Source organism: Serratia sp. KH_031, from assembly GCF_057839655.1.
The window spans coordinates 2,273,765-2,292,819 of sequence record NZ_CM174496.1; the positions used below are offsets into that span (position 1 = coordinate 2,273,765).

Genomic DNA, 19,055 nt, shown 5'->3' on the forward strand with positions numbered 1-19,055 from the left:
ACACAGCATGTTAAGTATCAAAGATTTGAAAGTTAGCGCAGAAGGGACGGAGATCCTTAAAGGTCTGAGTCTGGAAATTAAACCGGGCGAAGTTCACGCGATTATGGGGCCGAATGGTTCCGGTAAGAGCACGCTTTCCGCTACGCTGGCTGGCCGTGAAGAATATGAAGTGACCGCCGGTGAAGTGACCTTCAAAGGCAAAGACCTGCTGGAGTTAGATCCAGAAGATCGCGCGGGCGAAGGGGTGTTTCTGGCGTTCCAGTATCCGGTGGAAATTCCCGGCGTCAGCAACCACTTCTTTTTACAGACCTCGGTCAATGCGGTACGTAAATATCGTCAACAAGAACCGCTCGACCGTTTCGATTTCGCCGATTTTATCGAAGCTAAAATTGAGTTGCTGAATATGCCGGCTGATTTGTTGACTCGTTCGGTCAACGTCGGTTTCTCCGGCGGCGAGAAAAAACGCAATGACATTCTGCAAATGGCGGCGCTGGAGCCGGATTTGTGCATTCTGGATGAAACCGATTCTGGGTTAGATATTGATGCGTTGAAAATTGTCGCCAATGGCGTTAACTCGCTGCGTGATGGTAAACGCGCTTTCATCATTGTCACTCACTATCAGCGTATTTTGGATTACATCAAACCCGATTATGTCCACGTACTTTCTCAAGGGCGTATTGTGAAATCCGGTGATTTCTCACTGGTGAAACAGTTGGAGGAGCAAGGATATGGCTGGCTTACCGACCAACAATAACTCACATGCCTTGCAGCAGCTTTACAGCCTGTTTGAAACCCGTGGTGGTGAACATTCCGCTCATGCGTTGGCGCATTGGCAACAGGCGTTGCGTCTGGGATGGCCAACACGTAAGCATGAAGATTGGAAATACACCCCGCTGGAAGGACTGTTGGAGCAACGTTTCTTAACGCCGCAAGTGCCAGAAATCACCGTAGCTCAGCGTGATGCTTTGGCATTGCCGATCGAAGCTTATCGGTTGGTGTTTGTTGATGGATGCTTCAATGCAGAGTTGAGCGATCGAGATCTGGGCGATTACCAGTTCGAAATCGCTAACTATGGCAGCCTGCTGGCTTTGCCTGATCCGATACAACCAGAGATTTTCCTGCATCTGACCGAAAGCTTGGCGCAGGAAACTAGCCTGATCCGTTTAGCGGCAGGTAAAGCACCTGCACGTCCGTTGTATTTACTGCATATCAGCAGTGGTCATGGCGGTGAAGGGGAAATCAACACCGTTCATCATCGCCATCATTTGGAAATTGCCCGTAGCGCACAAGCGGAAGTGATTGAGCATTATGTCAGCCTGAACGATCGTGCCCACTTTACCGGTGCACGCCTGACCGCCAGTGTGGATGACAATGCGCAACTGCGTCACAGCAAACTGGCGTTCGAAAGCCAGACAAGTTACCACTTCGCCCATAACGATCTGGTGATTGGTCGTGACGCGCAGGTGAAAAGCGATAGCTTCCTGCTGGGCGCGGGACTAACGCGACATAACACCAGCGCACAGTTGAATGGCGAAGGCGCTAATTTGGTGATCAATAGTCTGGTGCTGCCGGTTGGGAAAGACGTGTGCGACACCCGCACCTACCTGGAACACAACAAAGGTTATTGTGAAAGCCGTCAGTTGCATAAAACCGTGGTCAGCGATCGCGCCAAGGCAGTATTCAACGGCATGATTAAAGTGGCACAACACGCGCTGAAAACCGACGGACAGATGAACAACCACAACCTGTTGTTGGGCAAAGTGGCAGAGGTAGATACCAAACCTCAATTGGAGATCTATGCCGATGACGTGAAATGTAGCCACGGTGCGACCATTGGGCGTATCGACGAAGAACAGATGTTCTACTTGCAGTCACGCGGTATTGACCGCCAAGCGGCGCAGCAGATGATTATTTTCGCCTTTGCTGCTGAACTGACCGAAGGCATTGAAAACGAAACACTCCGCGAATGGGTGTTAGCGCGTATTGCTCAGCGCTTGCCGAAGGAGGTTGCATGAGTTATCCGATTGAACGCGTGCGGGCAGACTTTCCTATTCTGGCGCGCGAAGTTAACGGCCAGCCATTGGCCTACCTCGACAGCGCTGCCAGCGCGCAGAAACCGCAATCGGTTATCGATCGCGAGCTGAATTTTTATCGTCACGATTACGCGGCAGTGCATCGCGGTATTCATACACTGAGTGCCGTCGCCACGCAGCAAATGGAAGCGGTGCGTGAGCAGGTGGCGAGCTTTATCAATGCCGCCTCGGCGGAAGAGATTGTGTTCGTTAAAGGCACCACCGAAGGCATCAATTTGGTGGCGAACAGTTTTGGCCGCCATCTGTTGCAAGTGGGCGACAGCATTATCATCACCGAGATGGAGCATCACGCCAATATCGTCCCTTGGCAGATGTTGGCAAAAGAACGTGGCATTGAATTACGCGTGTGGCCGTTACAGCCAGATGGCACCTTGGACTTGGCTCTGTTGCCAGCGCTGATTGATGACACCACCAAACTGCTAGCTATCACCCAGGTTTCTAACGTGTTGGGCACGGTTAATCCATTGGAGCAAATTATCCCCGTGGCGCAGGCCGCTGGGGTAAAAGTGTTGGTGGATGGCGCGCAGGCGGTGATGCATCAAAAGGTGGATGTGCAGGCGCTGGGATGTGATTTCTACGTGTTCTCCGGCCATAAGCTGTACGGGCCTTCCGGTATCGGTATTTTATATGGCAAGCAAGATCTGTTGCAGCAGATGCCGCCGTGGGAAGGTGGTGGTTCGATGATCCAACAGGTTAGTCTGACTGAAGGTACCACCTATGCCGCGCCGCCGTGGCGCTTTGAAGCTGGCTCACCAAATACTGCCGGTATGATGGGTTTAGGCGCTGCGATTCAGTATGTGGATGAGTTAGGGTTGGATGCGATCCACGATTACGAACAATCGCTGATGCACTATGCGCAAGAAGCTTTGCAGCAGGTGGCGACGTTAAAAATCTATGGCCCCGCCGAACGCAGCGGAGTGATCGCGTTCAATCTGGGTAAACATCATGCCTTTGATGTTGGAAGCTTTTTGGATCAATATGGTATCGCCATTCGCACGGGGCACCACTGCGCGATGCCGCTGATGGCGTATTATCAAGTTCCGAGTATGTGTCGTGCTTCGCTGGCGTTATACAACACTCGCGAAGAAGTCGATCGGTTAGTGGCTGGGTTGCAGCGCATCGAAAAATTATTAGGTTAGAGGGTGTTATGGCAAATCTGCCAGACAAAGAGAAGTTGGCGCGTAATTTTTCCCGCTGTCTGAATTGGGAAGAAAAATACCTGTATGTGATTGAGCTGGGGGGCAAACTACCCGCGCTGGAAGACGCGGATCGTTTGGCGCAGAACCTGATTTCTGGTTGCCAAAGCCAAGTGTGGATTGTGATGCGTAAAGATGAGCAGGGCGCAGTGGCGTTCCACGGTGATAGCGATGCGGCGATCGTCAAAGGATTGCTGGCCGTGGTGTTTATTCTTTATCAACAAATGACGCCGCAACAGATTGTCGATTTCGATGTACGTCCTTTCTTCGCCGAGTTAGCACTCAGTCAGCACCTCACGCCTTCTCGCTCGCAAGGCTTGGAGGCGATGATCCGCGCAATCCGCACTAAAGCCGCTCAAATACGCTAAATCCTATTCGGCTTGCTTATGTCAGCAAGCCTTTACATTCCCCAGATTAACAATCTGACAAAGCCTTATTTATAGGTTTTTCAAGCGTTTGCTTGTTTACAGTGTATTGACAATCTACGTAAATAATTACGTTATAACATGTTGATTTCTAGACAACTTATTGCCATTGGTAACATTGTTGCTACTATGGTTCGGGTGTTTGTCTGATTTTTCCGATTTACCTGATGGCAAGTGCTCGTTAGCCTTGTGGCCAAACCGTAATAAGACTGTAGGGAAGATAATGAAACGTGCGTTGACTTTAATGGGTGTGTTATTGGCTACGGCGCTGGCCGGTAGCCACACGGCCAGTGCAACGGAGTATCCGTTGCCACCGGCAGATAGCCGTCTGATTGGTGAAAATACCACTTATACCGTGCCGAACGATGGCAAGCCTCTGGAAGCCATTGCCGCCAAATATGAAATTGGCTTGTTGGGCATGCTGGAAGCCAACCCAGGTACCGATCCTTTCTTGCCGAAACCCGGTACGGTGCTGACTATTCCAACCCAGATGCTGCTGCCCGATACCAAGCGTGAAGGGATTGTGGTCAACCTGGCGGAACTGCGCCTGTATTACTATCCGAAAGGCGAGAACAAAGTGATTGTTTATCCGATCGGTATTGGCCAGACAGGGATGCACACGCCGCTGAAGGTGACTTCTGTGAGCCAGAAGATCCCGAACCCAACGTGGACACCAACGACCAATATTCGTAAACGTTATGCCGCTAAAGGTGAAATCCTGCCTGCGGTGATCCCGGCAGGACCGGAAAACCCAATGGGACTGTTTGCTATGCGTCTATCAATGGGGAAAGGGCAATATCTGATCCATGGTACCAACGCCAACTTCGGTATCGGTATGCGCGTTAGCTCTGGCTGCATCCGTCTGCGGCCAAATGACATCGAAAATTTGTTCAACATGGTACCGAAAGGCACTCGTGTGCAGATTGTCAATAATCCGGTGAAGATCTCGGTCGAGCCAGACGGCAAACGTTATGTGGAAGTCCATCAGCCGTTGTCGAAGACGGAAAATGATGATCCACAGACCATGTCGATTACCCTGTCTAAAGCTGATAAGAGTTTTGTGGCAGACGCACTGACCGATAAAGCGATGTTCGATAGCGCACTGGAGCGTCGCTCTGGCATGCCGGTATTGGTGAGTGAAGGGCAGAACCCTGCAGATGTCTCTCTGACGCCTACAGCGGCTCCAGAGGCGGCTAAGAGCACATCAGAAGCAGCTGGTATCACTGAAGTGAATTAATTGGCTAGAAGGCTTACAAGAGCTCAGCAATTGCTGGGCTTTTTTTATCGTCAAAGAAAGGGTAAATAGCAGGCAAAAAAACGGCGCACAATGTGCGCCGTTTCAATTACCAGATCAAACTTACTTTTTGTAAGATTGAGCTTGGTTGTCCAGACGCTGGTTAGCACGTGCTGCGTCGTCTTTAGCTGCTTGAACGTCAGAACGGATTGCGTTCACGTCGTTGCTCAGTTGGTCAACTTTAGCGTTCAGAGTCTGAACGTCTGAAGACAGTTGATCAATTTTAGCGTTGCTTGAGCAACCAGCCAGCAAAGTAGAACCCAGGATTACCGCGCCCAGTACCAGTTTAGTACGATTCATTATAACACCCTCTAGATTGAGTTAATCTCCATGTAGCGTTACAAGTATTACACAAACTTTTTTCGAAAGAGAATAAATTTTTTGTATTGATGCGCTTTATTTTGATCGTTCGCTCAAACTTGCATCTTCTTTTGCAAATTAGTTAAAAAAACGAGGCAAAACAGCCGGATTCTATCGGACTGCTCCGATTTGTAATGAGTCAAATAATGAGCAATTCATGCGGAATTTTTAGGTGATGAGTTTATTGTGGTTAAAAAAAACGCCGCGAAGCGGCGTTTTGGTCAAAAAACTTCTGTCACTTTTTGATTACAACACGTGAACTGAAGCAGTATTAGTGGTGCCGCTTGGTACTAATGCACCAGAAACCATTACCACAACGTCGCCTTTTTGTGCCAAACCGCTAGCCAACGCCGCTTCTTTACCCAAACGATAGAAATCGTCGGTAGAAGCAATTTCTTTGACCATCATAGGAACCACACCTTTGCTCAGAATTAACTGGTGCGCGGTGATTTCGTTGGTGGTCAGAGCCAAGATCATGGCATCTGGGAAGTACTTACGCACGGATTTAGCTGATTTACCGCCGCTGGTAGCAACGACGATCAGTGGTGCTTCCAGTTTCTCGGCAGTTTCTACTGCGCCGCGGCAAACCGCTTCGGTGATACGCATTTTACGGTTGTCGTTAATGCTGTCGATGCGGCTAGGCATCACGCGGTCAGTACGCTCACAGATGGTTGCCATGATGGTCACGGATTCCAGTGGGTATTTACCCTTGGCGCTCTCACCAGACAGCATCACTGCGTCAGTCCCATCCAAGATGGCGTTGGCCACGTCACCCGCTTCTGCGCGAGTAGGACGTGGGTTTTTGATCATGGAATCCAGCATCTGGGTGGCAGTAATGACCACTTTGCGTGCGCGGTTACATTTTTCGATCATCATCTTCTGCGCGAAGATCACTTCTTCAACCGGGATTTCAACACCCAGATCGCCACGAGCGACCATGATGCCGTCAGAAGCTTCGAGGATTTCGTCGAAGTTGTTCAGGCCTTCTTGGTTTTCAATCTTGGAGATGATTTGGATGTGTTCGCCACCGTGAGCCTTCAGGTGCTCGCGGATTTCCACTACGTCGGAACGCTTACGGATAAAGGAAGCAGCAACAAAGTCGACGCCTTGTTCGCAACCGAAGATCAGGTCACGTTTGTCTTTTTCAGCCAATGCTGGCAGTTGGATAGAAACGCCTGGCAGGTTAACGCCTTTGTTTTCGCCCAGATCGCCGTTGTTCAGTACTTTACAAACCACTTCTTTGTCGGTCACGTTAGTGACTTCCATACCGATCAGACCATCGTCGACCAGCACGGTGTTACCGACTTTTAGATCAGCGGTGAAGCCGCTGTAGGTCACAGCCACGCGCTCAGCATTGCCGATCACCGCTTGATCGGTGGTGAAGGTGAAGGTTTGACCTGCAACCAGAGAGGCATCTTTGCCGCCTTCCAGTTTCATGGTACGAATTTCTGGACCTTTGGTGTCCAGCAGGATACCGGCGCTTTTACCGGTTCTTGCCATTACGGCACGCATGTTTTTAATGCGGTTGCCGTGTTCTTCGTAGTCGCCGTGGGAGAAGTTAAGGCGCATGACGTTCATGCCAGCATTCAGCAGGTTGGTCAGCATTTCTTCCGATTCAGTTTTTGGGCCGATAGTACAAACGATTTTGGTCTTTTTCATGACGTTTTTTTCTACAAGTTGTGATGGATTAAAAAATGATAAAACCGAGGGTTAGTAGCCTGTGGGGATAGGTTTTAAACCGCCAGTATGGAATTTGATACGAACCTGATGGTGCAAAACATTGTCTTGCTGGTACAAAACATAGTTAAGGATAGGTGACCGCAGTAGAAATGGGGTGGAAAAATTCAGCCCGAGTTTGGGCGCGAGGTGACTGCGCAAAGTCGTGAGATGAAATGTGGTTGTTATTGCGTTTTCGCAGATCAAGGGCTGAAACCATTCAACTGAAAGACGTTGCGCATTATAAAGGCTAACCAGCGGGAAACAAAATAAAAAACCTGCGAACAAAGCAGGACAAGTCAAAATAGCAGCAAATGTGGCGCAAATGCAAAGCAGAAGAGGGATGTTGTTGCGCAAATAGCCTTGCTGTAAATCAGGCTTATTGTTTTGGCGAATAATAACGATGATTTTTATCAGTAAGGAAAATATAAATAGGGAAGGAGGAAACGGTAAGTAAGAATGGTGCGTTCGAATGGACTCGAACCATCGACCCCCACCATGTCAAGGTGGTGCTCTAACCAACTGAGCTACGAACGCATCGGGTATTTCAATTACTGCAGAGATATGGTGCGTTCGAATGGACTCGAACCATCGACCCCCACCATGTCAAGGTGGTGCTCTAACCAACTGAGCTACGAACGCATCGGGTACTTCAATTGCTGCAGGAATATGGTGCGTTCGAATGGACTCGAACCATCGACCCCCACCATGTCAAGGTGGTGCTCTAACCAACTGAGCTACGAACGCGATGTCTTCCTGGCTATCATGGCTGACAGCGGGGACGAATATTAACGGGCTGCCCGGTTGCTGGCAAGGGGAAAAACGCAAATTTACTCGGTATTTCACGCGATTGCTGCGCTTATGTGCAGCATGGTGGATTTTGCGACAAAGAAATAGCGGCTGGCGTCGAAACCAGCCGCCGGAACTTAACGCGCTGCGCGTTGCATGATCAATGCAGGGGATTGTTTTTGCAACCAACGCATACGCAGCGCCATCATAATTGCCGAGAAGGTCAACCCGATGATAAAACCGAACCAGAAACCGCTTGGCCCCATCGCCGGGACGATATAATCGGTCAGCGCCAAAAGATAGCCGCTTGGTAGCCCCAGCACCCAATAGGCGACAAACGTAATATAGAAGATGGAACGAGTATCTTTATAACCACGCAGTACACCGCTACCGATGACCTGAACGGAATCCGAAATTTGATAGATTGCCGCTAACAACATCAGGTGCGAAGCCATCGCGACTACCGCCGGACTGTCATTATACAACAGAGCGATCGGCTCACGCAGGCTGGCGGTGAACAGTGCGGTGCAGCAGGCCATCAAGATACCCACGCCGATCGCGGCATAGGAGGCAACGCGAGCGCCTTCCACCGAGCCCGATCCCAAGCTGTGACCGATACGGATAGTGGCGCTAACGCCCAACGATAGCGGCAGTACAAACATCAATGAACTGAAGTTCAGGGCGATCTGGTGACCTGCCACCGCGACGATCCCTAACGGCGAAACCAACAACGCCACGATGGCAAACAGTGTCACCTCGAAGAATAGAGCCAATGCGACTGGCATACCGATGCCAATCAAACGTTTCAGCACCGCCCAATCTGGCGCACGGCTGCAATCTGCTGGGGCCTTAATATCACGTTGTGAAGGTGCGCGGCTGACATACCAACGCATCATCAAGAACATCACCCAATACACGCTGGCGGTCGCGACACCACAACCGACACCGCCGAGCTCCGGCATACCGAACTTGCCATAGATAAAGATGTAGTTAATTGGAATGTTGACCAATAGACCAAGGAAACCAATCACCATACCGGGTTTGGTTTTTGACAAACCTTCGCATTGGTTACGCAAAACCTGGAAGCATAGATAACCCGGTGCACCCCACATTAATGCGTGCAAATAACCGACGGCTTTACTGGCCAGTTGCGGATCGATGTTATGCATCATGCCGATCAACAGATGGCTGTTATACAGTACGGCAATAATTAGCACCGAAACACCACAGGCCAGCCAAAAGCCTTGATGCACCTGATGAGCGATGCGGTCGCGTCGTCCTGCCCCATTAAGTTGGGCAATGACCGGAGTGAGAGCCAATACCAAACCGTGGCCGAACAGGATCGCCGGTAGCCAGATTGAGGTACCCACCGCAACGGCCGCCATATCGGTAGCGCTATAGGCACCAGCCATAATGGTATCGACCACGCCCATCGCCGTTTGTGATATTTGCGCGATGATCACTGGGATAGCGAGGGCTAATAAACTACGCGCTTCAACGAAGTACTTCTGCACGCATACACCTTATTTCGAATAATTGAAGGAAAAAGGGTTGCCAAGAGGGGACAACAATAAAAAGTAGCGGGATAATCTCAAAAAGATTGTACATTCTTACTGATAGTAAGCAAATGCTACGAGGTTTTTATTGCGTCAGGATTTGGTTTTCTGCTCTAACTGGGGCAAACTTGTCATAGATGATTTTGACGCATTCAAGTAAAAGAGGTACACATGTTTACCGGTATCGTACAAGGCACCGCGCCATTGGTTGCTATTGATGACAAACCCAACTTCCGTACCCATGTTGTTGAGTTACCAGATGAACTTTTGCCTGGCCTAGAGTTAGGCGCTTCGGTAGCGCATAACGGTTGTTGTTTGACCGTCACCGCCATTGAGGGCAATCGCGTTAGTTTTGATCTGATCAAAGAAACTTTGCGCCTGACTAACTTGGGCGATCTCAAGCTAGGCAGTGTGGTAAACATTGAACGAGCCGCAAAATTCAGTGATGAGATTGGCGGGCATATAATGTCTGGTCATATTATTTGTACCGCAGAAATCAGCAAAATTTATACATCGGAACATAATCGCCAAATTTGGTTCAAGATAGCCGATGCTGAATTAATGAAGTATGTGTTACATAAAGGTTTCATTGGTATTGACGGTATCAGTTTGACCATTGGTGAAGTGGTCGGTAAGAAATTCTGCGTGCATTTAATCCCGGAAACATTGGCTCGAACCACTCTGGGGAAAAAACGACTGGGTGATAAAGTGAATATTGAAATCGATCCACAAACTCAAGCGGTGGTGGATACAGTGGAGCGCGTACTTGCTAGTCGTGAAGCGACGTTGGTAGCCGCAGCCAAACATGATGAAGTGCATATTGATGGTCAATAATAAGGAGGAAGGATAATGAAGTTATTTGGGAAAACATTGATGTTGGCGGGTGTGTTTGCGTTGGCAGCTTGTAACAGTACACCAGAAAAAACCGCTACTGCGCAGCCCGTTGTTGATGCCGATGACACTTGTGGTGCAGCACAGTATCAAAGCTACGTAGGCAAATCACTTTCTGATTTGCAAGGTGTTCAAGTGGATGGTCAGGTGCGTGCCATTCCGTATAACTCGGCAGTGACAATGGATTTCAATTTAAAACGCCTGAACTTCTTGGGTGATAAAGACGATAAAATTAGCCGCGTTTATTGCGGCTAATTAATCGCAACAGTAAAAACAACCCCGGAATATGGAAAATCTGCACCGGGGTTTATTGTTTCATGGTTGGTTCAGCGTGGAGTGCGTAATCCGCCCTCAACACCTTTCGGGCTGAATAACACTTGCCAAAGCTGAATATCACGAGCGCGAAACGCGCCGGCGCAGGCATTCAGGTAATAACTGAACATGCGCTCGAAACGCTCGGAGTAATTATCGACCAGCTGTGGCCATGCCTGTTTAAAACGTTCGAGCCAAACCATCAACGTGCGATCGTAATCAGCACCGAAATTGTGCCAATCTTCCATCACAAAATGTCCTTCGCTGACATTGGCAATATGACGCACGGACGGTAAACATCCATTCGGGAAGATATATTTGTCGATCCACGGATCAACATGCATATCTGTCCGATTAGAGCCAATGGTATGCAACAGGAACAGACCGTCTGGTTTTAAATTACGTCCGACAACGTTGAAATACGTCGGGTAATTTTTCGGCCCTACATGTTCAAACATACCGACCGAAACGATACGGTCAAACTGACGGTGCAAATCGCGATAATCTTGCAGTAAGATCTCGACGTCCAATCCCGTACACCGTGCTTGCGCCAGCTTTTGCTGTTCAGCAGAGATGGTGACGCCGACCACGGAAACGCCGTAGTTTCTGGCTGCATATTCAGATAATCCGCCCCAACCACAGCCGATATCTAGCAACGTCATGCCCGGTTTTAACTGCAACTTCTCGCAGATCATCTGCAGTTTGGCTTCCTGCGCTTGCTCCAACGTCGTGGCATCTTTCCAAAAGCCGCAGGAATATTGCATGTGGCTGTCGAGCATTCGGGTAAACAGATCATTTCCCAGATCGTAATGCTCTTTACCGACGATCCAAGCACGTTTTTTCGATTGCAGATTGGTTAACCGTGCAGCGGCAACGCGTAGGATGTCTTTAAAGCGGTGGGGGATTTTTTTCTCTAACCCGGCAGCGACCACATGTTGGAAGAAAATATCCAACCGTTCACACTCCCACCAACCATCCATATAGCTTTCGCCTAACCCCAGAGAGCCCTCTTGGAGCACACGCTTAAAAAAATTGGGATTTTTGACCTGAATATCGAAGGGACGTGAGCCGTTAATTTCAATATTGGCCTGGCCGAGCAGTTCATAAACAATAGGGTACCATTGGTTATCTTGAATGCTCAGGTCTTCTATACACGATGAACTCATAGCTTCTCCACCACCTTTCTTCCGACTTTATGACCCGCCAGGAAAAAGCTTAGTCTATTTCTGCGGGCACATGCGTATACCTACGAGAACTGAGCCCGTGGCGTCCGATATCCGACATGAACAGAGGGAAAAGTTAAGAATGCTCCCTGAGCAATATACGCAGGGTAAACGCATTCTTAAATAAACCGTGATACGGCAAGCGTACACAGTGGCTACTTGTGATAAAAGTATTCTAAAAGTGTTATTTTGAAAGATCAGCTTTGAGTATATGCCTGCCGGAGTACTGACTCAACCGTAAATCGCACTGGGCAGACATATACATTAAGTGATTATTAATGCAGGTAATTATGACGCGGAGTTAGCATGCTCTTGCTGAGTTACCATTTTTGACTCAACCACTTTTCCCCGTTGGATAACATAACCCAACGCGGCTAAAACAACGGTAGAAACCATCACTGTTACCGTCGCCAATAAAGGTTGGGCGATAAAGGCTGAAACCACCATACTGGCGACGAAACACAGCCCCAACTGCAAAGTGTTCTGCAATGCGGCGGCTTTACCGGTACTTTTTGGGAATGGCATTAACGCGTTGGACACCAAAATAGGGTAGCTCGCACCGTTGACCAGAGCCATCAAACAGAATGGGATCAGCAATGTCGTCAAGGTTGGTTCAGTCATTACGGCGACCAGATATAATGCAACCATACTGATACCGTAAGAAACCAATAGCCATGGCAGTAATGCATTACCGTTGATGCGGCTCAATGCCATACGGCAGCCATAACCCCCCAACAGGAACGCCAGCGTTTGTGGTACATAGCTCAAACCGATATCACTCGGGCTATAACCCATTTCACCGAGGATAAACGGTGAACCCGTCAGCCAAGCGAAGAAACCGGCAGAACAGGCAGCAAAGACCATCACGTTGCCACTAAAGACTGGAGACTTCAGCAATTGCATAAAACTGATGTTGGATTTTCTCTCTGCTGCGGTCTGCTTTTTAGCGCTTTCTTTTAGCAGTAACGTCGGAACCATTAACAGAGCGGTGATCCCAAGCAACACGGCGAAAATGACGCGCCAGCTAAAGTGGTTCAACAACCAAGCACCTACCAGCGGAGCCAACGCTGGTGAAAGCGCAACCAACGGCATAATGGTTGCGAACATGCGGCTGGCTTTATCATCGCGGTAACGGTCAACAACGATCGCCTGCCAAGTTACTGCCGCAGAACACACGCCGATCGCTTGGACAAAACGCAGTGACCACAGTTGAACAGCGGTTTGTACCCACAGCATGCCCAAACAACCCACAGCGAACAGTGACAAACCGATTAACAGTACCGGTTTGCGGCCTAATTTATCGGAAAGCGGCCCCCACAACAGTTGTGCGAAAGCAAAACCTGCTAGGAAGATACTTAAGCTGGCGCTAATGGCTCCAGCAGAAATTTGCAGTTCCTTTTGCATCGCGCCGAAAGCAGGCAAATACATATCGGTGGCTAAGTACCCCAACATACTCAGCCCGGCAAGGTAAAACATGAATCCAAAGTTCTTCATTTGTTTCTCGTTAGAATTAATGGTGATGCAGGTTTGCGACGCGGCAGTGTATATGACTGGATCTTTGCTTGTGAAACGGTAATATTCGCACAGTGCTGTGAAAAAAATTGAAGGCAATATTATGTGGTCCGAATACTCGCTAGATGTTGTTGATGCCGTAGCGCGAACCGGTAGCTTTAGTGCCGCTGCGCAGGAATTACATCGTGTACCTTCCGCAGTCAGCTATACGGTACGCCAATTGGAACAATGGTTGGCCGTTCCGTTGTTTGAGCGACGCCATCGAGACGTTGAATTGACGCCTGCTGGCGCGCTATTCATCCAGGAATCACGTGCTGTTATCAAAAAAATGCTCGAAACACGTCGACAGTGTCAACAAGTGGCGAACGGTTGGCGTGGTCAATTGAAAATAGCGGTAGATATCATCGTTAAACCACAACGCAGCCGTCAACTGGTAGTGGATTTTTATCGCCAGTTTCCTGATGTGGAGCTGTTAATTCAGCCCGAAGTGTTTAACGGTGTTTGGGATGCGTTGGTCGATGGGCGAGCGGAAATGGCGATTGGCGCGACCCGAGCCGTGCCGGTTGGTGGCGGTTTTGCCTTCCGCGATATGGGATTTATGAATTGGTTGTGTGTGGCGAGCCCGCAACATCCATTGGCCGCGATAGCAGGGGAATTGCATGACAACCAATTGCGGCCTTACCCGGCATTAGTACTGGAAGACACGTCGCGCAATCTGCCAAAACGCGTGACTTGGACGTTAGATAACCAGCGACGTTTGATTGTCCCTGATTGGTCATCGGCGATAGATTGTCTACGTGGTGGTTTGTGTGTGGGGATGGTTCCGGCTCATTTGGTTCTGCCGTTGGTACAAAGTGGTGAGCTGGTGGCGTTGCAACTGGGTCAACCTTTTCCTCCGAGTTTGTGCTGTCTGACTTGGCAGCAGAATGCTCAATCACCGGCGATGGAATGGTTGTTGGAGTATTTGGGAGATAGCGAGACGTTAAATCAGGAGTGGTTTAATGAACGGGAGCCGGGGGAGATGCTCCCCCAACCTAACAATTAACGGCGGTAATCGATAAATGGGCCGTCGGTCACTGAACGACGCTCGACCAACTTAGGATGGACTTCGATCACCTGTGATTCTTCACGTTTGCTGATAATGCGATCCAGCAACATAGTAAAGGCCATTTCACCCAGACGTTCTTTGGGCTGATGAATTGTCGTCAGCGCTGGGGTGAAGTAGCGCGCATTGCGCACGTTGTCATACCCGATCACCGAAATATCTTGTGGTACGCGCAAACCCAACTCATCGGCGGCACAAATCGCGCCCATCGCCATAATGTCACCGCCGCAGAATACCGCGGTTGGGCGATGTTTTTGCGATAAAATTTGGTGCATGGCTTTGTAACCAGACTCCGGTTCGAAGTCACCCTGAACAATCCATTCGTCCCGCACTTCAATATGGGCTTCTTGCAGCGCCTTTAAAAAGCCCTGATGACGGCCACCGCCAGTGTTACGGGATAATTGGCCGGGAATTGCGCCAATGTCGCGATGACCACGTTCGATCAAATAACGACCGGCCAAGTAACCACCGGCAAAGGCGTTATCAATAATGGTATCGGTGAAATCGCCGCGCGCCGCGCCCCAGTCCATCACCACCATTGGGATATTGCGATAATCCTCCAGCATGCCGAGCAGTTGATCGGGATATTCCGAACACATCACCAACAGACCATCAACCCGCTTTTGTGCCAGCATTGCTAAATAAGCCCGCTGTTTGTCGAGGTTGTTGTGGGAGTTACACAGGATCAGCGTATAGCCTTTGCTGTAGCAGCTATTTTCAACCGCTTCGATCACTTCGGCAAAGTAAGGAGCTTCGCTGGAGGTTGCCAGCAAACCGATCGATTTAGTGTGGTTAACCTTCAGGCTACGTGCGACCGCGCTCGGTGAATAGTGCAGATCTTTAATCGCGGCCCAAACGGCAGTTTTGGTATCTTCGGCGACGAAACGGGTCTTATTGATAACGTGCGAAACGGTGGTGGTGGAAACGCCCGCGCGTTTGGCCACATCTTTGATCGTTGCCATGTAGAAAGTGACTCCTAAATCTACTTGCATGCAGCATGTAAATTGGTTGTTAATCGTTTGCCTACGTAAAACCTTCTCCAGAACAGCGAAAACTAAGTTTTTAGTGTTGAAGTCGCGAATCGCTTGACTGGGAGGGACATATTTGCCGGTACGCAGTTGTGAACTGCGAATTCTGTCGCAAATTGAGCAAAAGTGGAAGAGGTAATCCATATTATAAGTCGAGAAATGATCACAAGATTTTACCCGCGAACTGTGGGAAAATACTTCGACGTATAAATGCTGTGGATTCTACGCAGCTTATCGCTAATTCGATGAGGAGCTTTTAATGGATACCGATCTGAAAATGTCGTTGATCACTACCGTGTGTGCATTGGCGATGATCATTGCTTTCGCTTTTACTGCCGTGATGCATTAATTCATACCAGCAATAAAAAGGCGCAGCACTCAATTGGCTGCGCCCGATCATTTTCCCGCGATTTACGCCAGATTTTCTGCTACAAACTTCCAGTTTACCAATGCCCAGAAGTGATCCAGGTAGGTAGGGCGCGCATTGCGGTAGTCGATATAGTAAGCGTGTTCCCACACATCCACAGTCAACAGCGCTTTGTCTTCACCCGTCAGCGGGGTTGCCGCGTTAGAGGTGTTGACGATCGCCAGTGAGCCGTCGGCTTTTTTCACCAACCAAGTCCAGCCCGCACCGAAGTTACCGATGGCAGATTTGGTAAACGCCTCTTTGAATTCTGCGAAAGAACCGAAAGATTTGTTGATCGCATCTGCGACTGCGCCAGTAGGTTCACCGCCTGCGTTTGGTGCCAAGCAGTGCCAGTAGAACGTGTGGTTCCAAACTTGTGCTGCGTTATTGAACACACCACCGGTAGAGGTTTTGATGATCTCTTCCAGTGATTTGCCTTCGAACTCGCTACCTTTCACCAGATTGTTCAGGTTCACCACGTAGGCGTTGTGGTGCTTGCCATAGTGATACTCTAGAGTTTCTGCGGAAATGTGTGGTGCGAGAGCGTCTTTCGCATACGGTAATGCAGGTAATTCAAACGACATTGCTTTCTCCTTTATTTATATACAGCGCTATTGTTCCAGTGGCTTATCGCCAAGTTGGCGACAGGCAGGAAAACAGAATTGTTATAATATTTTTATGGATATTAATTTTAACAACTTTCTGGGTGAAAAAAAGGTTTAAAAAGGGCGGTTAGACTAATTGGTTAAAGCATCGGCAATGGTTTACAACATAAAGGGAAAAGGCTGGGTGGAGTGTCCAGCCTTGGAGGATTGTACGGGAATCAACGAATGGTTTTCGGCGTCATCACTCGGCGAGCACCGATATAGTGATCTTGCCAATAATCGTTATTCAACTGGCTGATACGGATATCTTCACCGGTACGTGGTGACTGGATAAATTTGCCGTCGCCGAGGTAAACCCCAACATGATCGGCGGTGCCACGATTGTTGATGCGAAAGAACACCAGATCGCCACGTTCCAATTCGCTTTTCTTGATCGGTGCCGCGTCGCGTAAATGGTACATCTCATTGGCGGTGCGTGGCATTTTGATTTTCACCAGATCTTTATAGGCGTAATAAATCAAGCCGCTACAGTCGAAACCGGTATTGGGTGAAGTGCCGCCCCAACGATAAGGTTTGCCCATTTGGTTCATCAACTTGGCCATTGCGGTTTGCTTGGCGCGCTGATAGCGCTTTTTGTGCGCAGGGCTAAGTTTCAGTGGCTTATCATTACCGGCCAGTTTGGCTGTTGCCATGCCAGCATCACGATGACGGCCATAACCTTTCTTGTAGCCTTTTTTCGGTGGCGTAACGTGGTTTTTAGCAACGCGGGTAGTTTTGGTTTTACTGGTTACCGTTTTTGCGGTTTTTACGCTCTTACTCTTCGTCACTTTTGCCGTTTTTGTGATCTTTTCTGGTGTGGTCGCTTTGGCTTTTTTGGTGGTTTTGGCAGTTTTGACGACTTTCTTTTTCTTGCGGTCATCCGGACGTACATCGTTGACATGACTCTTACGTTGTTCTGCAGCAACACGAGCCTGTGGCGCAGCATGCGCCAGATTAAAAAACAGCTGTGTAAACAACAGCACAAAAAGCGTCACAATCACACGCATGTCGACGTCACCAACCTTGGCTTTAGAACAGAAAAAGAATGAGGCACAGTATTCCCGAAATTCGCGATGTTAAACAGCGCAGAACACAAAAATATTAGGTCATTTTGTGAGAAAACGTTAATAACATTTTCTTAGATAGAAAATCAGGCATTTGACGTATGAAAAAACATCAAAAACAGCATCATAAAACATTAATGCTGAAACAGGGATCGCCAAATATGTTAGTGAAATGATCTGATCAAAAATGTTATTGTAGAGGTATGTTTTAAGCTGAACGTGTCGCTGGAATAAATCCCTGCAAAAGATGGTGTTTTCTTATCACAGTTTCAGCCGTTACAATACCTGCGTGATGTATGTTGTAGCCATAATATGGCCTGAGGAAGCAATAAAATGACGACGACGATTGAAAAAATTCAACAACAGATTTCTGGCAACCCGATTCTGTTGTACATGAAAGGCTCACCAAAACTGCCAAACTGTGGTTTCTCTGCTCAAGCGGTACAAGCATTGAGCGCCTGTGGTGAGCGTTTTGCTTATGTTGATATTCTGCAAAACCCGGATATTCGCGCAGAATTGCCGAAATACGCTAACTGGCCGACCTTCCCGCAACTGTGGGTTGATGGCGAGTTGGTCGGTGGCTGCGATATTATTATTGAGATGTATCAACGTGGTGAGTTGCAGCAGTTGATCAAAGAAACGGCTGCAAAATACCCAGCTAAAGAAGACCAACAGTCTTGATTTGAGTCGGTTAGATAATGAATCGGGCGGTTCCTGTAAAGGTACCGCCCGATTTTTTTATTCGACGTTTCCTTCTGGGGTCGCCAATGGCCAACCCCCCAGACGTTTCCAACGATTAACCAATTCGCAAAATAGTAGGGCGGTCTGCTCAGTATCGTACAGCGCGGAATGCGCTTGAGTACTGTCAAACTGCATCCCCGCTGCGATACAAGCTTTGGCTAACACCGTCTGCCCTAAAACCAAACCGCTTAAAGCTGCGGTATCAAAAGTCGCAAACGGGTGGAACGGGTTGCGTTTCAATCCTGCGCGCTCGGCGGCGTTCATTAGGAAACTGTGGTCAAAATTGGCGTTGTGCGCCACGATAATCGCCCGATTGCAGTTCTGCTCTTTCATCCCTTTACGGATGGCTTTGAAAATCTCATGCAGTGCGTTGTATTCACTGACCGCGCCACGCAGTGGGTTGTGCGGGTCGATACCGTTGAATGCGAGGGCTTCAGGTTGTAGATTCGCCCCTTCAAAAGGTTCTACGTGAAAATGTAGGGTTTCATCTTGTTGTAACCAACCTTCAGCATCCATCTTCAACGTAACAGCGGCGATTTCCAATAGTGCATCAGTTTTGGCATTGAAACCGGCGGTTTCTACGTCAATCACTACCGGGTAAAAACCACGAAAACGGCCACTCAGGGCGTTAAGATCACTTTTTTCGGCCATCAGTTTCTTATCTTCATCAAATTCAGCCGGTCATTATGACAAATTTCTT

Annotated in this window: 19 protein-coding genes and 3 tRNA genes; 10 read left to right on the plus strand and 12 right to left on the minus strand. The window is 48.8% G+C overall.

Annotation, left to right across the window (positions count from 1 at the left end; all coding sequences use genetic code 11):
* Positions 1 to 7 precede the first annotated feature (7 nt).
* From sufC to AC3ISQ_RS10210, 5 genes are all read left to right on the plus strand, one after another.
* Positions 8 to 754, plus strand: a complete 747-nt coding sequence (sufC, locus tag AC3ISQ_RS10190) for a Fe-S cluster assembly ATPase SufC (RefSeq protein WP_489352854.1) — start codon at positions 8 to 10, stop codon at positions 752 to 754.
* Positions 729 to 2,015, plus strand: a complete 1,287-nt coding sequence (gene sufD, locus AC3ISQ_RS10195; RefSeq protein ID WP_489352856.1) for a Fe-S cluster assembly protein SufD — start codon at positions 729 to 731, stop codon at positions 2,013 to 2,015. Before sufC ends, sufD begins: the two co-directional genes overlap by 26 nt.
* Positions 2,012 to 3,232 carry a cysteine desulfurase SufS gene (sufS, locus tag AC3ISQ_RS10200; protein ID WP_489352857.1) on the plus strand — a complete coding sequence of 407 codons (1,221 nt, stop codon included), beginning with the start codon at positions 2,012 to 2,014 and terminating at the stop codon, positions 3,230 to 3,232. The genes sufD and sufS overlap by 4 nt, the downstream gene beginning before the upstream one ends.
* An 8-nt stretch (positions 3,233 to 3,240) precedes the next feature.
* On the plus strand, positions 3,241 to 3,657 hold the full coding sequence (gene sufE, locus AC3ISQ_RS10205) for a cysteine desulfuration protein SufE (RefSeq protein ID WP_489352859.1): 417 nt from the start codon (positions 3,241 to 3,243) through the stop codon (positions 3,655 to 3,657).
* 280 nt (positions 3,658 to 3,937) lie between these two features.
* On the plus strand, positions 3,938 to 4,951 hold the full coding sequence (locus AC3ISQ_RS10210; RefSeq protein ID WP_489352861.1) for a L,D-transpeptidase family protein: 1,014 nt from the start codon (positions 3,938 to 3,940) through the stop codon (positions 4,949 to 4,951).
* A gap of 120 nt (positions 4,952 to 5,071) precedes the next feature.
* On the opposite strand, the gene AC3ISQ_RS10215 is transcribed toward AC3ISQ_RS10210, so the two are convergent.
* From AC3ISQ_RS10215 to AC3ISQ_RS10240, 6 genes are all read right to left on the minus strand, one after another.
* A complete protein-coding gene (locus tag AC3ISQ_RS10215) occupies positions 5,072 to 5,308 on the minus strand; it encodes a major outer membrane lipoprotein (protein ID WP_489352862.1) in 237 nt (78 codons plus the stop codon).
* A 306-nt stretch (positions 5,309 to 5,614) separates the two neighbouring features.
* Positions 5,615 to 7,027, minus strand: coding sequence for a pyruvate kinase PykF (pykF, locus tag AC3ISQ_RS10220; protein ID WP_489352864.1), 1,413 nt, complete (start codon positions 7,025 to 7,027; stop codon positions 5,615 to 5,617).
* Between the two features lie 517 nt (positions 7,028 to 7,544).
* Positions 7,545 to 7,621 (minus strand) — tRNA-Val (locus AC3ISQ_RS10225).
* Between the two features lie 28 nt (positions 7,622 to 7,649).
* Positions 7,650 to 7,726 (minus strand) — tRNA-Val (locus AC3ISQ_RS10230).
* Between the two features lie 28 nt (positions 7,727 to 7,754).
* Positions 7,755 to 7,831: transfer RNA gene (locus tag AC3ISQ_RS10235), tRNA-Val, on the minus strand.
* Positions 7,832 to 8,010: 179 nt separating this feature from the next.
* Positions 8,011 to 9,387, minus strand: a complete 1,377-nt coding sequence (locus tag AC3ISQ_RS10240; protein ID WP_489352866.1) for an MATE family efflux transporter — start codon at positions 9,385 to 9,387, stop codon at positions 8,011 to 8,013.
* A gap of 213 nt (positions 9,388 to 9,600) precedes the next feature.
* Here AC3ISQ_RS10240 and AC3ISQ_RS10245 point away from each other — a divergent pair, with 213 nt between their 5' ends.
* Both AC3ISQ_RS10245 and AC3ISQ_RS10250 read left to right on the plus strand, forming a co-directional pair.
* On the plus strand, positions 9,601 to 10,263 hold the full coding sequence (locus AC3ISQ_RS10245) for a riboflavin synthase subunit alpha (RefSeq protein ID WP_489352868.1): 663 nt from the start codon (positions 9,601 to 9,603) through the stop codon (positions 10,261 to 10,263).
* A 15-nt stretch (positions 10,264 to 10,278) separates the two neighbouring features.
* Positions 10,279 to 10,575, plus strand: a complete 297-nt coding sequence (locus AC3ISQ_RS10250) for an I78 family peptidase inhibitor (protein WP_489352869.1) — start codon at positions 10,279 to 10,281, stop codon at positions 10,573 to 10,575.
* 71 nt (positions 10,576 to 10,646) lie between these two features.
* Here AC3ISQ_RS10250 and cfa read toward each other — a convergent pair whose 3' ends face one another.
* Positions 10,647 to 11,798, minus strand: coding sequence for a cyclopropane fatty acyl phospholipid synthase (gene cfa / locus AC3ISQ_RS10255; RefSeq protein WP_489352871.1), 1,152 nt, complete (start codon positions 11,796 to 11,798; stop codon positions 10,647 to 10,649).
* Between the two features lie 345 nt (positions 11,799 to 12,143).
* Positions 12,144 to 13,349 carry a purine nucleoside transporter PunC gene (punC, locus tag AC3ISQ_RS10260; RefSeq protein ID WP_489352873.1) on the minus strand — a complete coding sequence of 402 codons (1,206 nt, stop codon included), beginning with the start codon at positions 13,347 to 13,349 and terminating at the stop codon, positions 12,144 to 12,146.
* Positions 13,350 to 13,470: 121 nt separating this feature from the next.
* Between punC and punR the strand changes: the two genes are divergently transcribed.
* Entirely contained in the window at positions 13,471 to 14,412 is a 942-nt protein-coding gene (gene punR, locus AC3ISQ_RS10265) for a DNA-binding transcriptional activator PunR (protein WP_489352875.1), read from the plus strand.
* On the opposite strand, the gene purR is transcribed toward punR, so the two are convergent.
* A complete protein-coding gene (gene purR, locus AC3ISQ_RS10270; RefSeq protein ID WP_489352876.1) occupies positions 14,409 to 15,434 on the minus strand; it encodes an HTH-type transcriptional repressor PurR in 1,026 nt (341 codons plus the stop codon). The genes punR and purR overlap by 4 nt on opposite strands.
* 325 nt (positions 15,435 to 15,759) lie before the next feature.
* On the opposite strand from purR, the gene cydH reads away from it, so the two are divergent.
* Positions 15,760 to 15,849, plus strand: coding sequence for a cytochrome bd-I oxidase subunit CydH (gene cydH, locus AC3ISQ_RS10275; protein ID WP_489352878.1), 90 nt, complete (start codon positions 15,760 to 15,762; stop codon positions 15,847 to 15,849).
* 62 nt (positions 15,850 to 15,911) lie between these two features.
* Here cydH and sodB read toward each other — a convergent pair whose 3' ends face one another.
* Positions 15,912 to 16,490 carry a superoxide dismutase [Fe] gene (gene sodB, locus AC3ISQ_RS10280; protein ID WP_489352879.1) on the minus strand — a complete coding sequence of 193 codons (579 nt, stop codon included), beginning with the start codon at positions 16,488 to 16,490 and terminating at the stop codon, positions 15,912 to 15,914.
* 239 nt (positions 16,491 to 16,729) lie between these two features.
* Positions 16,730 to 17,557: a C40 family peptidase gene (locus AC3ISQ_RS10285; protein WP_489352881.1), complete on the minus strand. Its 828-nt coding sequence runs from the start codon at positions 17,555 to 17,557 to the stop codon at positions 16,730 to 16,732.
* A gap of 390 nt (positions 17,558 to 17,947) precedes the next feature.
* Here AC3ISQ_RS10285 and AC3ISQ_RS10290 point away from each other — a divergent pair, with 390 nt between their 5' ends.
* Positions 17,948 to 18,295: a Grx4 family monothiol glutaredoxin gene (locus AC3ISQ_RS10290; RefSeq protein ID WP_489352883.1), complete on the plus strand. Its 348-nt coding sequence runs from the start codon at positions 17,948 to 17,950 to the stop codon at positions 18,293 to 18,295.
* Positions 18,296 to 18,352: 57 nt separating this feature from the next.
* Here AC3ISQ_RS10290 and rnt read toward each other — a convergent pair whose 3' ends face one another.
* Entirely contained in the window at positions 18,353 to 19,006 is a 654-nt protein-coding gene (rnt, locus tag AC3ISQ_RS10295; RefSeq protein WP_489352884.1) for a ribonuclease T, read from the minus strand.
* Between the last annotated feature and the right edge of the window lie 49 nt (positions 19,007 to 19,055).

Excerpts from the sequence above, each read along its gene's own strand:
- sodB (WP_489352879.1), bottom strand. The coding sequence starts at position 16,490 with ATGTCGTTTGAATTACCTGCATTACCGTATGCGAAAGACGCTCTCGCA.
- AC3ISQ_RS10285 (WP_489352881.1), bottom strand. The coding sequence starts at position 17,557 with ATGCGTGTGATTGTGACGCTTTTTGTGCTGTTGTTTACACAGCTGTTT.
- AC3ISQ_RS10215 (WP_489352862.1), bottom strand. The coding sequence starts at position 5,308 with ATGAATCGTACTAAACTGGTACTGGGCGCGGTAATCCTGGGTTCTACT.
- cydH (WP_489352878.1), top strand. The coding sequence starts at position 15,760 with ATGGATACCGATCTGAAAATGTCGTTGATCACTACCGTGTGTGCATTG.
- cfa (WP_489352871.1), bottom strand. The coding sequence starts at position 11,798 with ATGAGTTCATCGTGTATAGAAGACCTGAGCATTCAAGATAACCAATGG.
- sufD (WP_489352856.1), top strand. The coding sequence starts at position 729 with ATGGCTGGCTTACCGACCAACAATAACTCACATGCCTTGCAGCAGCTT.
- sufE (WP_489352859.1), top strand. The coding sequence starts at position 3,241 with ATGGCAAATCTGCCAGACAAAGAGAAGTTGGCGCGTAATTTTTCCCGC.
- punC (WP_489352873.1), bottom strand. The coding sequence starts at position 13,349 with ATGAAGAACTTTGGATTCATGTTTTACCTTGCCGGGCTGAGTATGTTG.
- sufS (WP_489352857.1), top strand. The coding sequence starts at position 2,012 with ATGAGTTATCCGATTGAACGCGTGCGGGCAGACTTTCCTATTCTGGCG.
- sufC (WP_489352854.1), top strand. The coding sequence starts at position 8 with ATGTTAAGTATCAAAGATTTGAAAGTTAGCGCAGAAGGGACGGAGATC.
- pykF (WP_489352864.1), bottom strand. The coding sequence starts at position 7,027 with ATGAAAAAGACCAAAATCGTTTGTACTATCGGCCCAAAAACTGAATCG.
- punR (WP_489352875.1), top strand. The coding sequence starts at position 13,471 with ATGTGGTCCGAATACTCGCTAGATGTTGTTGATGCCGTAGCGCGAACC.
- AC3ISQ_RS10250 (WP_489352869.1), top strand. The coding sequence starts at position 10,279 with ATGAAGTTATTTGGGAAAACATTGATGTTGGCGGGTGTGTTTGCGTTG.
- rnt (WP_489352884.1), bottom strand. The coding sequence starts at position 19,006 with ATGGCCGAAAAAAGTGATCTTAACGCCCTGAGTGGCCGTTTTCGTGGT.
- AC3ISQ_RS10210 (WP_489352861.1), top strand. The coding sequence starts at position 3,938 with ATGAAACGTGCGTTGACTTTAATGGGTGTGTTATTGGCTACGGCGCTG.
- AC3ISQ_RS10245 (WP_489352868.1), top strand. The coding sequence starts at position 9,601 with ATGTTTACCGGTATCGTACAAGGCACCGCGCCATTGGTTGCTATTGAT.
- purR (WP_489352876.1), bottom strand. The coding sequence starts at position 15,434 with ATGGCAACGATCAAAGATGTGGCCAAACGCGCGGGCGTTTCCACCACC.
- AC3ISQ_RS10290 (WP_489352883.1), top strand. The coding sequence starts at position 17,948 with ATGACGACGACGATTGAAAAAATTCAACAACAGATTTCTGGCAACCCG.